The organism is Metamycoplasma gateae, from assembly GCF_036352135.1.
Taxonomy (GTDB): Bacteria; Bacillota_I; Bacilli_A; order Mycoplasmatales; family Metamycoplasmataceae; genus Metamycoplasma; species Metamycoplasma gateae.
Map to the genome: position 1 here is coordinate 16,385 of NZ_CP143578.1, position 14,549 is coordinate 30,933.

The 14,549-nt window shown below is 26.8% G+C and carries 10 protein-coding genes, 2 tRNA genes and 1 riboswitch; of the genes, 10 read left to right on the plus strand and 2 right to left on the minus strand.

Features of this window, described 5'->3' with window-relative positions; translation table 4 throughout:
- Window positions 1–145: 145 nt before the first annotated feature.
- From V2E26_RS00095 to V2E26_RS00105, 3 genes are all read left to right on the plus strand, one after another.
- On the plus strand, window positions 146–2,881 hold the full coding sequence (locus V2E26_RS00095) for a DUF885 family protein (RefSeq protein ID WP_330463441.1): 2,736 nt from the start codon (window positions 146–148) through the stop codon (window positions 2,879–2,881).
- Window positions 2,882–3,054: 173 nt separating this feature from the next.
- Window positions 3,055–3,141: transfer RNA gene (locus V2E26_RS00100), tRNA-Leu, on the plus strand.
- A gap of 2 nt (window positions 3,142–3,143) precedes the next feature.
- Window positions 3,144–3,219 (plus strand) — tRNA-Lys (locus tag V2E26_RS00105).
- A 46-nt stretch (window positions 3,220–3,265) separates the two neighbouring features.
- On the opposite strand, the gene V2E26_RS00110 is transcribed toward V2E26_RS00105, so the two are convergent.
- Entirely contained in the window at window positions 3,266–4,921 is a 1,656-nt protein-coding gene (locus tag V2E26_RS00110; RefSeq protein ID WP_330463442.1) for an ABC transporter permease family protein, read from the minus strand.
- A gap of 1 nt (window position 4,922) precedes the next feature.
- Entirely contained in the window at window positions 4,923–6,047 is a 1,125-nt protein-coding gene (gene cypl / locus V2E26_RS00115) for an ABC transporter thiamine pyrophosphate-binding lipoprotein p37/Cypl (protein WP_330463443.1), read from the minus strand.
- A 40-nt stretch (window positions 6,048–6,087) separates the two neighbouring features.
- Window positions 6,088–6,175: riboswitch (TPP riboswitch) on the minus strand.
- A gap of 88 nt (window positions 6,176–6,263) precedes the next feature.
- On the opposite strand from cypl, the gene V2E26_RS00120 reads away from it, so the two are divergent.
- From V2E26_RS00120 to rsmG, 7 genes are all read left to right on the plus strand, one after another.
- Window positions 6,264–6,599, plus strand: coding sequence for a S1 domain-containing protein (locus tag V2E26_RS00120; protein ID WP_330463444.1), 336 nt, complete (start codon window positions 6,264–6,266; stop codon window positions 6,597–6,599).
- Window positions 6,589–7,932 carry a glucose-6-phosphate isomerase gene (locus V2E26_RS00125; RefSeq protein WP_330463445.1) on the plus strand — a complete coding sequence of 448 codons (1,344 nt, stop codon included), beginning with the start codon at window positions 6,589–6,591 and terminating at the stop codon, window positions 7,930–7,932. Before V2E26_RS00120 ends, V2E26_RS00125 begins: the two co-directional genes overlap by 11 nt.
- Window positions 7,925–8,893: a lactate/malate family dehydrogenase gene (locus tag V2E26_RS00130; RefSeq protein ID WP_330463446.1), complete on the plus strand. Its 969-nt coding sequence runs from the start codon at window positions 7,925–7,927 to the stop codon at window positions 8,891–8,893. The genes V2E26_RS00125 and V2E26_RS00130 overlap by 8 nt, the downstream gene beginning before the upstream one ends.
- A gap of 98 nt (window positions 8,894–8,991) precedes the next feature.
- Entirely contained in the window at window positions 8,992–9,735 is a 744-nt protein-coding gene (locus V2E26_RS00135) for an ATP-binding cassette domain-containing protein (protein WP_330463447.1), read from the plus strand.
- 194 nt (window positions 9,736–9,929) lie between these two features.
- Window positions 9,930–12,722 (plus strand): magnesium-translocating P-type ATPase, encoded by a 2,793-nt coding sequence (gene mgtA / locus V2E26_RS00140; protein WP_330463448.1) that lies wholly within the window; start codon window positions 9,930–9,932, stop codon window positions 12,720–12,722.
- Between the two features lie 152 nt (window positions 12,723–12,874).
- Entirely contained in the window at window positions 12,875–13,846 is a 972-nt protein-coding gene (locus tag V2E26_RS00145) for a ribose-phosphate pyrophosphokinase (protein WP_330463449.1), read from the plus strand.
- Window positions 13,818–14,537, plus strand: coding sequence for a 16S rRNA (guanine(527)-N(7))-methyltransferase RsmG (gene rsmG, locus V2E26_RS00150; protein WP_330463450.1), 720 nt, complete (start codon window positions 13,818–13,820; stop codon window positions 14,535–14,537). Before V2E26_RS00145 ends, rsmG begins: the two co-directional genes overlap by 29 nt.
- The last annotated feature ends 12 nt before the right edge of the window (window positions 14,538–14,549 follow it).

The following is a 14,549-nucleotide window of genomic DNA, read 5'->3' on the forward strand; positions in this document are numbered from 1 at the left end:
AGAAAATTAATAATTAACATATACAATTTATATTACCTACACAATATTTTAAAAGTAGGTAAATAAATTAATAAAACTAAACTAAAAAGAATAAAAATAGTATAAAAATATTTAAATTTTTAAAGGAATATAAAAAATTTTTATTATGACTTCACAAAATAAAAAAAGACTAATCATTAGTGCTATTACTGGTGGATTGTTACTAGCTCCAGTTGCTTTAACATTAACTCCATGAGCAATACAAAAATCATTAGTTACTAAGGCAAAAGTTCAAGCAAATATAAAACTTCAAGAAGACTATAAAAAAGCTGAAAACGAAGCTATTTTAGCAAACGCTGAACAAAAATCTACAATTGAACAAAAGACACAACAATTAGCTACACTTGAAGCTGAATACAATGCAATTGAAGATAAGAAAAGCGAAGAAGCAGTTAAAAAAGCTAAAGAAATTTCTGATCTTAAAAAAGAGCTTAAAAAATTAAACACAGAATATCAATCAGCAATTGACGAAGCAGTCTTTCCATTTCTTGAAAAATTAGCTGAAGAAGGCGATGCTTCAATTAATAACGAAAACTTTAAAAACACAGCTAAATATGTAGTTTTATCATATGAAAATTACAAAAAAAGCTTAAGTGAATTTAATAAAACTGTTGATATAAATTATCCTTCAAAAGAAGATATTAAAAAAATTAATGAATTCTATCAATCATGAATTGATAAATTTGAAAAAATTAATAAAAATAATTTAAACGTTACTTTAACAGCGTGAGTAAGTGGATTAAAATACGACTGAAGTATTGCACAAACAACTTATGCAGCTGAAGGTCGTTTATTAGGTGCTTGATATGAATGAGGTCCTGCATATGCATTCCCAGTTAATGCATTTTATAAAACTATAAACCGTATAAAAGGTCCAAGAGCTACAAAAGTATTAGCAAACTTAAAAGAAGGTTTAAATTCAAACGTTGTTTTATCAAAAGTTGTTATTAAAAATAACGTAAACTCATTCTTATTTGCAGATTACAAAAAAGAATTATTAGATTTTGCAAAAGGTACAGAAGATTCAAAATCAGTAGTTGATATTATTAACTCATCTACAACAGTTGCAGAAGAAACAAAAGAATTCCATAAATTCTATGTAACTGAATATTACAGTGCATCAAAACACGGTGTAGGTGAAAACTTAGAAGAATTAAAAGTTTATAAAGCTAATTCAATAAACGAGGTAGAAAACACATTAGAAATTTTTGATCAAACTTCAAACAGTGTAGTTTCTGTATACGGTTTAGGATTAACACAAAAAGACTTAGAAGCTAAAAATGTTGGTCTTGCACACATGCCGGGTTCAGAAGAAACAACAGATGGTAAGAAAATTTATAGCTCAATTCTTAAATTCTCAACTACTTCTAACGACAGTGCACAAGATGTTTTTGAATCAGGATATACAACTTCAAAAACAGCAGCTAACAACATGACTTTAACTGCAAAAGCTGTAGCTAAGTTAATTACAGGAAGTGAAACAGGCGTTTGAGCACCAACAGTTAAATATGACGAAGATGGATTAGGAAAAGGCGAAATAGTTGATCTAAAGCTAAACATCAGAGATGAAGAAGGAAACATTAACTTAGTTGATTTCAACAAATGAATGAACCAAGAAGAATTTTTCTTTGGTCGTGAAGATTCTTCATACTACTCAGATGCTAAAAAACAAGAATTATTAAGCGATCCAAAATTAGCAGATGCAATTAAAAACCTAAAAGAATTAGGATATGAATTCTTAAAAGATTCAACAGAATCATATGGTTCAATTACTAACCAACAATTTTACTACGGTGCTTTAGAAGCATTCAAGGGATATGGACAATTTAGAGAAACAACAATGGATGAAGGATTCTCATACTTCCCTAACCAAGTTCCAAGATATGGTTTAACAACATATGAATATGGAGCAAGAAGTAGTTCAGGTGTTGGAGCTTATAATTCATCAAGAAATGTCGAAAAAGACGGATTCGGTGCATTTATATTTAATGCTGACCCATACTACAGCTTACCAAAATGATCAGTAACATCATTTGCTAACCACGAAGGTGTTATGGGACACCACAACCAAATTTACTACGCAGAACAATTCTTGAAAAAAGAAGCTGGCTTAACAATTGGAAACATTTTCAATTACACTTCATATAAAGAAGGATGAGCTCTATTCATGGAATGATTTGGAATTGAAGCTGGATGATATGGAACTCCTGACTTTGAAAATGAAGATTACTATGCTTTACCTTCAAGTTTCAAAACTTCAAAAGGTATTACAAGCTTTGTAACAGCAACAGAAGCTTCAAATGTAACTGAAGAACAAGTTAAAGCTATTCAAGAACTTCATGGTGGAGTTTATTGAAAATTAGCAGCTAACGGAGCTGAAATTACAGAAGAAAATAAGAAAGCTCACACTCTAAAAGCTGTTGAACTTGCAAACATGCTACAATACTACGGTGCTTTAAATGAAGCTCAATTACGTAATATGAGACGTGCAGTTGATACAGCATATCATGGTGATATTCAAGGTCAAGAAGATTTACCTGCAGGTGCATCAATTCAAGATGTAAGAAACTTCTTAAAAGCAAATTCAGCATTAGGAATTGGTGATATTACTTCAGAATCAAAACGTTACCTAAATCTACCAGGTCAATCAACTTCATATAACTCAGGTAAAGAAGCTATGTTAAAACTATATGACAGAGTACGTAAATCAAAAGGTTTAACAAGAGAACAATTTGTTTCAGATAAAGAAAATATTAAAGAATTCTTAAATCTATTATTAGAAACAGGTGCTTTACCACTTGAAACATTAAAAGAAATCGTTGAATTACACTACGGTCTATAATATATTTTTTTAAAGTATATTAACTATTTATTTTAAATAAATTATTATAATAAAACTCAGGTTATTGATAATACCTGGGTTTTATTTATTATTTTAAGTTTTTTAAAAAAAATAAATTTTTTTGCACTTTTTTAAAAAAGTAATATAATAATATAGCATTAAATTTATTTAATGCCCAGGTGGCGGAATGGTAGACGCTACGGACTTAAAATCCGTTGGCTGTAATGGCCGTGCTGGTTCAAGTCCAGTTCTGGGCACCAGAGCGCCCTTAGCTCAGAAGGTAGAGCAAATGGCTTTTAACCATTGGGTCAGAGGTTCGAATCCTCTAGGGCGTACCATTTCAGGAAACTGACTTATAAAAAAACAGGAGATCATCCTGTTTTTTTATATTCATTTTTGTTTTGTTAATTTTAATCTAATTAAATATGAAACTAAACTTATAAATGCAATCACTAAGAAACCTATTCATAAATATGGTGCAATATTCTCGACATCATTAGCTCTGTTTAAATTTGTCTTTTGCCCTAATAATGATGACGATAATGAACCATAAGTAATAAAATTTCTAGTTATTTTTTCTAGTTCAAAACTTGCAAAAGTTATAAAGTCTAGTTTAATTTTAGGTCTTATATAATTTTTATAAATCCAAAAATTAGTATATTTTAATTTTTTTAATTCCTTAATTTTTGTTTCATTAACTAAATTTATAGTTTGATATAAATTCCTTGAAAGCGAAGCAGAACTGTGTATTGCAAATGCAAAAACAAAAGCTGCTGAAAATTCATTAAATAGATTTGATATTAATAAAAATAATATAACTGATGGAATTGAGCGAATAAAGATATTATAGTATTTATAAAATATACCAACCTTTTTGCCAACTAATTGCTTAGCCATCAAAAGCATTCTAAAATAAGAAATAACATAAACTAAAATAAAAGTTAAAAATACTAAAGCAAAAAGTTGTAATAATATTCAAATAATTCCATCATTAGAAAAGTCTCAAGTTAGTTTAGTTCATTCACCCTGGAACATTTTTGAAAAAAAGTTTGATGTTTCGGTTTTGTGAAAAGTTTGATTGCTTAAATTCTTAACTGTAATTACGGTTATTGTTAACCCAATTATTAAAAAAGCTACTGCTAAAACTTTTTTAATTAGTTTTTTAGTATTATATTTTTTAAAATTAATTTCATTAGTGGTTCTGTTTTCAAAAAATAATTTGTTGAAATATTCACTTATTACTTCAAGTAAAAATAAAAATGTAACAAGAATAATTAAAGGTATTAATAATTGAGAATAATCAACGGGATTGCTTTGAGGATTTGTTAAAATTCCCATACCTAAATAACCTAAATTAGCAAGAATTGCAGACCATCTTAAATTTGTTTCAAAAGCATAAAAGTAATAACTTATAAATTTTTTTCTAATTTGAGGTCATATTTCTAATCGAAAAGCTTTAAATTTTGATGTTTTTGATTTGGTTAGATGATAAAAAATATTAAAATTTGCATTCTCAATAGTTTGAGAAAAATACTCATGTAATCAAAGTCATGTAAATCAGCAATAAATCAATGTAATTGCAAGTTCTTTATCAAATGAAATTTTAAATAGGTATATGAAGAATAATTCAGGAAAAATTCTTAAAAATATAACTGTTATTTTTACAGGGATAGCAATATATTTTGAATTAGTTTTCATATTTGAAAAATAAGCAGTTAAAAAAGCAAATATAAATCCAAAAATTGTACTTAAGAAAACCAGCTTAATACTGTTTCATAAAAATGTAAAAGAAATTATAAATAAGTTTTGATTATATAGATTGCTATATGTAGAAGGTGTAAAAAAATCTTTTAAGCCTTCAAAAAATAGGCTTATTCCATTTCTTGAAAAACTAAAGTTAATAATATATATTGAAACAATTATTAGGGAAGAAATAATAAGAAAAAAACCTATTTTTCAAAACAGATTATACGGTCCGTTTTTCAAAATAGTGTTATTTAATTTTAAATGTTCTTTAAAAAATCCCTTTTTTAGTTCCATCTTAATTAAAAATTTCGTTGTATGGATTGATTACTTCTTCAACGTGATCATTAATGGTTTTATATCCATTAAAACCTACTGTTGGTCCATAATCATCCTGTTTTTCCCTTCACACATTAATTATAATGTTTTTTAAATCGTTTATTTCTTGATCATTAAAAGCTCTTTTATCGACGGCGATAATATTGTATTTTAGTGGTTCAGTTGCTGTTAAAAATTCAATTTTTGAATCATTATCTTCAGGAGTATATAAATTCCCCTTTTTATTATTTGTATAAGCAAAAGAAGCTAGTTCATCAAAAACAATATGGAATTTTTTTAGCGATCCTTTTCCAATATTTCTTGCCTTATCAATTGTATATTTATCTGCATTTTGTAATTTATCTTCAGCAAAAGAAGTGAATTTGTTGCCTTCTAAATTAAAGTGTTTTCTAAAAAGTTGCTCTTGAAGAATATATTTTGATCCGCTTGTTTGTTTACCGGTTATTAGACCAAAATTTCTAAATGAATTTCAATCTTTTTCATCTCATGCTTTTTTAATTGCATTTCTTTCATTTTCTGTTCCATGAATCATGATTAATCCACGATAATGTTCAACTAATTCATTTTCATTTGCATAAAAATGTTCATAAATGTTTCCATTTCATTTATATTCATCGTTTGTTCATTGTGTATAAGGTTTAGCTTCGAATAATTCTTGTGCATTTTTTGCAATTTGTCTAAGTTTATCGTCTTCCATACCGTTAGAATATTTATCATTGAAATTTTTATCAAACTTAAATGCTCTTGTTAATGTTTGGATAATTGGTAAAATATTGCTATTTTGATTTTCTTGCAAAACATAAAGCGGAGTTGTAATTACTCCTATGTTGCTTGTTCCTTTTTTTAATACTGAAACTAGATCATTGTTTTCTGCAATATACTTAATATCCATTTCAACCTTATTTTTTCTAGCTTCTTGATATTTTTCTAATATTTTATTAAAGAATTTGTGTTCTTTATTGCCAAATCATGGTTCATTAACTGAAAATAATAGCTTATTTTCTTGTTTGCATGAAATAGCTAATAATGGAGTTGCTAAAGCAACAAAGCCTCCTAATAATAAACCAATTTTTTTAATTTTCATCTTATAAAAATCCCTTCATATTTCTAAATATATAAAGGGATGCTAAAATATTGAAACTCACTACGCTGGTATTAACCAGATCAGTTAATGAGGGTATTTCTCAGCATTAAGCACCCCTGTTCTAAAAAAATTTTATAATAAATAATTTATTTTTTTGAAAGATACATTTATATATTTATTTAAATATATAATTAATATGTTGTTAGGAAGGTTAAAATGAATTATTCAGTTAATCAAATAATAAAAGCAAAAGTTACACGAGTATCAAAAAAGGTAGTTACATTCATAACAAAGGATTCAATAATAGGATATTTAAATATTCATGAAGTTAGCGATTACTTCATTAGCGATTTAAATCTAATGTTTAAGGTAAATGATATAAAAGAATTAAAAATTATTGAAATAATGCCAAATAAGGAATTAGTTTTTTCATTCAAAGCAATTCACCCAAAAGAGTTGAGAAACCCGTTTAGGTTTAAATTAGATAAAGATAACGCAAAATTTGATGCTTTATTAGATTTTACTAACAAAGGAATTAGTTATGGCGATTAAAAATAAAGTAGATTTTATTTGCGAACAAGTAATTGATCAAAAGGTATTTGAGGGTAAATATAATGATATCATTGAAAATATTAACTCAAAAATACAAAACAAACAAACAATAGGTCAAAAAAGTTTAGGATTCTTTGATGTCTTAAAGAATATTCAATCAAGTGATTATATAAAAATAAAAAAGATTGTCAAATTTCTTCATGAAGAAAAAATTGATACCTTAGTGATAATTGCACCTCAAACAATATGTCTTCAATCGCAAGCTATAATTGATTTAACCTTTTCGAAAAACACAAATTCTAAAAGCATTGAAGTTATTTATGTGAATGAAAGTTTTGATGGTATCGATATTGTAAAATTAATGCAATATTTAGAAAATAAAGCTTTTGCTTTAAATATTATTTCTAAAAACGGTGATGATTTAGAAAATTTAATTATTTTTAGAGAATTAATATCGCTTCTAAATAATAAGGTTGGAAAAAACAACGCACTCAAGTATATTTTTGCAACAACAAATAATAACTATGGGAAGCTATTTAATTTAGTACAAAATAAAAAATATAATCACCTAGTTTTATTAGATAATACAACAGCACGATTTTTAAATTATTCAGTTGCAACACTATTACCACTAGCATGTGCCAACATTGATATTGATGAATATATTACAGGAGCTAAAGAGGCAAACGAATACTATTCGAATACGAAATTATCAAATAATCCTGCTTATAAATATTCATTAGTTAGATATGTATTTAATAAATTAGATAAGAAAAAAGATGAAAAAGACATTTTCTCTATTGAAAACATTATAGTTTTTTCACCTTCATATAAAAAAATGGCAGACCTATTTTCAATGTATTTAAACTCAACATCTTATAGAAAATACAAAGGTATTAGAGTTGAAACTTATGTACATCCAAGTGATACGAAAACATTTACAAATTTATTCTTCGAAAAGCAGAGAAAGATGTTTGACACTCACTTTGTAGTAAAAAACCCGTACTATGATTATAATGTTGCAATAATGAATGATAATGAAGGTGATGAATTTAATTATTTAATGAAATATTCTTACAATAAGATAAACAAAACAATTGCTAAAGCAATAAAAGATTATCATTTAAGTAATCAAATCCCTTTTATTGAGATAATATTAGAGGATATAAGTGATAGAAGTATTGGATGATTGATAGCCTTTATTCACAGAGCTTCAATTATGACTTCTTATTTAATGAATTTTGATCCTTTTGAAGAAATAGGATTAAAGACTTACAATATTGAATTAACAAAAAAAATTACAGAACTAATTGGAGGAAATAAAAATGACTAAAATTGGAATTATAGGTGTTGGAGCAGTTGGATCAGCCTTCTTGTATGCTTCATTGAATAAATGAATTGAAGCCGATTATATTTTAGTTGATGCATTTGTTGATTATGCTAAGGCACAAGCAAAAGATTTAAATGATGCTGCATGTTCGATGCCAAACAATGGTTCAACATTTAAAGCTGGTGATTACACAGATTTAAAAGATGCTGAAATCATTGTTATTACTGCATCAGTTAAACCAAAAGATGGCGTTTTAAAAGATAGATTAGAATTGCTTACAGATAATGCAAAATTAATTGCTGACATTGGAATAAAAATAAAAGAATCAGGCTTTAAAGGAATTACAATAATTGCGTCTAATCCAGTTGATACGATGGCTTGCATTTTCCAACAAGTTACTGGCTTTGAATCATGCAAAGTAATATCATCAGGTACCATTTTAGAAACAGCGAGAATGAAAAAATTCTTATCAGAAAAAATTAATGTTAAAGCAGGTTCTATTACAGGCTTTGTTATTGGTGAACACGGTTCAAGATGCTTAATCCCTTTTTCAAAAATGAGAATTGGATTAGGTTCATTAAAAGACTGATTAGCAAACGGAACAATTACCAAGGAATGATTAGACAATCTAAATCAAAAAGTAAAAGATGAGGCTTTTGAAATAATTACAGGTAAAGGAATTACTAATTTTGGAATTGGTGAAAACTTAGCCGAAATTACTCAATCAATTTTAACTGACCGCCAATCAGTATATTCATTAGGAGTTAAACTACCTGAAGAATATGCAAATAGTGGAATATATTTTGGATTACCAGTTATTTTAGGAAAAAACGGTTATCGTCATTTACCAAAAATTAGATTAGAATTAGAGGAACAAATGATTTTTGATTCTTACTCAAAAGAAATGAAAGAAACTGCAATTCAAGTTTTAAAAAATTTAAACATTGAACCAGATTTTAAATAATTCATATATTATAAAAATGCCTAAAAATTAATAAATCATACAAGGCATTTTTATTTTTATATGTTTCTAAAAAATAAAATTTAAATATAATATTGATTATGAAAAAAATTGAATTTAATAATTATTCAGCATCCTACAAAAAAGATAAAGTTAATATTCTTAATAATATTAATTTAGAAATAAATAAAGGTGAAATGATTGCTATTATTGGAAAATCTGGTGTAGGTAAAACAACAATTTTTAACGCTCTTTTAAAACAATTAGATACAAAATCTGGTTATTTAAATATAGATGATAACAATATAGATTCTATTAATAAAAAACAATGAAAAAAGGTTGTTAGAAAGATAGGTTATTTATCGCAAGAAACAAACTTAATTGATTCTTTAAATATTTATGAAAATATATTACATTTTTATCCTAAATATAAAAATAAATTTTTCTCATTTTTTAAAATGATAACAAAACAGCAAAAACAAGAAATCTTAGAAACTCTTGATAATCTAGATATAGTTGATAAAATTTTTACTAAAATTTCAGATCTTTCTGGAGGTCAAAAACACAGGGTTGAAATAGCAAAATTATTATTAAAAAAGGTCGAAATTATTTTAGCTGATGAACCTACGTCGTCCTTGGATGTTAAAACTTCTAAAGATATCATGAATATTTTAAAAAATATTAATAAAAAATATAATACTACTGTACTTGTTAATATTCATGATTTAAGTATTATTCAAAAGTTTTTTGATAAATATATTTTTATTAAAAATGGCACTATATTTCAAATAGGCAACCCTAAAGATTTATCTAAAAAAGAAATGGAAAAATTATACGAATTATAGTTATAAACACTAGTTTATAACTTTTTTTATTTTTAAAATGGTGTTTATTGTAAAATTAATACATAAAATGAAAGGTGACTTAATGGAATTACAAAGTAGCGAACGATGTTGCATATACAATGTGTTTTCAGTAAGCACATTTTGTTAATCTTATAAATGCTACTTCTTTTATTTAAAAAATGAAAGGGGATAAAATGAAAAAGAACATTAAAAAAACAATTGTTGAAAACAATGTTTCTAAAATAAATAAGCAAGACCTTAAAAGAAATTTAATTAATCAAAGACTAGCTGAAGCATCGGAATCTGATGTTGATTTTCTATATAAAAAATATAACTCTACAAGTAAAGGTATTTTAAAAGAAGATATCGTTGATGAAAACCGTGATGAGTTTGGGGTTAACAAAATTTCTAAAAAAGGTTCTGATACAATTGGTAAAAGATTAGTTAGATCTTTCTTTAATTTATTCAATATTATCCTTTTTGTTTTAGCTATAGTATCTTCGGTTATTGATATTATTCTTCCATTAACTCAATCTAAACACGATGAAGTTAATTACATAACTGTTTCTATTATTTTAATACTTGTTTTTGCAAGTAGTATCATTCATTTTGTACAAGAACAAAAATCAGCATCTAGTGCTAACAAACTTATTGAAATCATTGAAACAACGTGTTTGGTAGAACGTAATGGTGTGTTAAAAGAAATACCAATGGATGAAATTGTAGTTGGTGATATCATTCATTTAGCTGCCGGAGATATTATACCTGGTGATGTAAGAATAATATCTGCAAAGGACTTATTCGTATCTCAATCATCATTAACAGGGGAAAGTGATGCTATTGAAAAATATAGCGATATTGATAAGAACAAAACATATGATAATATAACTGATCGTTCTAATCTTGCATTTATGGGTTCTAATATAATTTCAGGATCTGCAAAGGCAATAGTCATAGTAGTTGGGAATGATACATTTATCGGTAAAGTTGCTTCAAAACTTAATGAAAAACAGGTTCCTACAAACTTCGAAAAAGGCATTAAAAAAATATCAATAATGCTTACTGTAATAATTGCATGCGTTATCCCTATAGTATTTTTAATAGTGGGGCTTATGCATCAAAAAACAGAAGGTAGTGCAGCTTGAATTAATGCATTATTGTTCGGTATTTCAATTGCTGTGGGATTAACTCCTGAAATGCTACCTATGATTGTAACCGCTTGTTTATCAAAGGGTTCAATGGCGATGGGAAAGGCTAAAACAATTGTTAAAAATATTAATTCGATTCAAAACTTTGGCGCGATGGATATATTATGTACTGATAAAACAGGAACCATTACACAAGATGAAATTATTCTGGAACGCCATTTGGATGTTAATGGTAAAGAAGATACACACGTTTTAAAATATGCCTTTTTAAATTCGTATTATCAAACAGGCTTAAAAAATTTATTAGATAAATCAATTATCAATAGAACTCTTGATTTAGCAGATGAAGAAAAAACATTAGATAATTTAGAATTACATTATTTAAAAATCGATGAAGTTCCATTTGATTTTAATAGAAAAAGAATGTCTGTTTTAGTTAAATCATTAAAAAATGATAAGGTTACCTTGATTACAAAAGGTGCTGTTGAAGAAATAATAAATGTATGTAACAAAATTTATTTAGATGGAAAAGTTGTTCCACTAGATAAAAAAGTAGTTAAAAAAGTATTGAATAAAGTTGAGGAATTCAGTGAAGAAGGAATGAGAGTTGTAGCTGTTGCTTCTAAAAAATCAAATATTGAGGCAGTTGGTAAATTAAGTGTTGCGGATGAAAAAGATATGACCCTAATTGGCTATTTAACTTTCTTGGATCCTCCTAAAGATTCGGCTGAAGATGCAATTAAAAAACTACATAATTTAGGTGTTGAAGTTAAGATATTAACAGGAGATAATCCACTTGTAACAAAGGCTGTATGTTCAAAGGTTGGGATACCATACCAAAGAATTTTATTAGGTAAAGATATTTCAAGACTTTCAGATGTTGAATTAGCAATTGAAGTTGAAAAAACACAAATTTTTGCTAAATTAAGTCCTGACCAAAAGGCTAGAATTATTACTATATTAAGAAAAAATGGTCATGTTGTTGGATATATGGGTGATGGTATAAATGATGCCCCTGCAATGAAAGTGGCAGACGTATCTATATCAGTCGATACGGCAGTTGATATTGCTAAAGAATCAGCAAATATTATTCTTCTTGAAAAAGATTTAAATGTTTTAGCAACAGGTATTGTCGAAGGAAGAAAGACACATGCTAATATTAACAAATATATTAAAATGACAGTTTCTTCAAACTTTGGAAATATTTTTAGTGTTGTTATCGCATCTGCTTTACTTCCATTTATTCCTATGGCCCCAGTTCAAATTATTTTCTTAAATCTAATTTATGACTTCTGTTGTGGAACAATACCATGAGATAATGTTGATAAAGAATTTATTCAATCACCACGGCAATGGGGACATAAATCGATTTGGAAATTTATGTTATGATTTGGACCGGCAAGTTCGATTGTTGATATAATGGCGTTTTGTTTATTGTTCTTTGTAATAATACCAAGATCATTAAGTGGAACCACTTTTACAAAGATATCAGACTTTACTGCATTAAATGATGAACAACAAAAACTATTTAAGTACATGTTCTGAGCAGGTTGATTAGTTGTTTCTATGTGAACACAAACATTTGTAATTCATTTATTAAGAACTGATAAGATGCCAATATTTAAATCAAATTCATCTACTGCTGTAATTATTTCTACTCTTGGCGGTGTTGCGGTTGTAACGGCCTTACCATATATACCAAAAATTAATAGCTCATTACAATTAGCTCCTCTTCCAGCGGAATTTTATGGCTGACTTGCATTGCTTTTAGGAACATATACATTATTGGTTTTAATAACAAAAATAATATACAAAAAACTATATAAAGAATTTTTATAAAAAAATAATCATAATATAAAAATAAGTGCTAAATATAATGGTGCTTATTTTTATATTATTCTTAAAATAAAAACAAAAAATATAAAAAGAAAAGAACTTTAATATTAATATATTAAAATTTATTTGTAAAACTATAAAAGGAATTTATTAAAATGAATAAAAATGAAGACAATGTAATTATTTTTGGAATGGATAATTCCGAAAAGCTTGCAAAAGAAATAGGCGCATATTTAAATAAAGAAATTAAACCAATTAAAAAGATAACTTTCGCCGATGGAGAACAATTATTATATCCCGAAGAAACAGTAAGAAACAAAACAGTTTTTATTATCAACAATACTGGTAAGCCAGTAAATGATAACATAATGAGTTTATTAATTTTTATTGACTCTTTAAAAAGAGCTAGTGCTAAAAGAATTATTTGTGTTACAACATATTATGGATATGCAAGACAAGATAGAAAAACTAGCGGGAGACATCCAATTACTGCAAAATTAGTAGCAGATTTATTACAGACAGCAGGTGCTGATAAGGTTATAACCCTTGATTTACATAATGCATCAATTCAAGGTTTCTTTAGTATTCCAGTTGATGATTTAAGCGGTCAATTTATCTTTTCGAAAGAACTTAGATTAAGAGAAGACAAATTCGTTATTGTTTCTCCTGATCACGGTGGAGCAGTTAGAGCAAGACAATTATCAGAACTTTTAGATAGTGATGAACAAATAGCAATTATCGATAAAAGAAGAACAGGTCCAAACGTTTCGGAAATAATGGGTGTTTTAGGTAATGTTAAAGATAAAAATGTAATCATTTTTGATGACATTATTGATACCGGTGGAACAATTATTCATGCTGCTGAAACACTAAAAGAGCAAGGTGCTAAAAAGATTATTATCGCTGCTACTCACGGTTTATTTTCAAGAGGTTTTGAAATGTTTGAAAATAATCCTATTATCGATGAAGTTATGATTACAAATTCAACAGATCATTCACACCTTTCACATTTTAAGAAATTAAAAGAACTATCAATGGCAGAATTTTTAGGTCTTGTTATCAAGGCAAACATTAACAATACTTCTATAAGTGAAATTTATGAAAAGTATAGCAACGGAAAAATTTAATAATTTAATTAAAGAATTTCTACCTGAAGCTGATAACACTACTGTTTTAAAACTTTGAGACTATTATTTTCTTATCGAACAAGAAAATTCTAAATACAATCTAACTGGCTTTTATGAAGAACAATTAGTAAAAGAAGGGATAATCGAATCAATTTTAATATTTAAAGAAATTAATAAAAAAATATTAAATTTAGATGATAAAAGTGTATTAGACATAGGCTCTGGTGCAGGTTTTCCAATAATTCCTTATTTTATATATAATCCTAATTTTCAACTGACAATTTATGAACCAATGGAAAAAAGAGTAAATTTTTTAAATGCAGTTATTTTGAAATGTAATTTAAAAAATATAGTTGTAAAAAAAATTAGATCAGAGGATTCAAATGAAATAGAAAAATTTGATTTCATAAGTGCAAAAGCTGTATCGGAATTAAAAAATTTAGTTGAAATATCTAATCATTTAGGAAAAATTAATTCAACATTTTGTTTTCTAAAATCCTCTAATTTTAAAAAGGAAATTGATAATTCATCATGGATTAAAGATCAATTAAATATAGAATATAAAATCTTGAATTTAGATAAGTTTTTTAACATTAATAACATTCTAGTTTTTTATAGTAAGTACAGAAGTACGCCGAAAATTTTCCCAAGAAAATGGGCAACAATAATAAAAAATAATTTAAAAAAATAACATTAAATATGT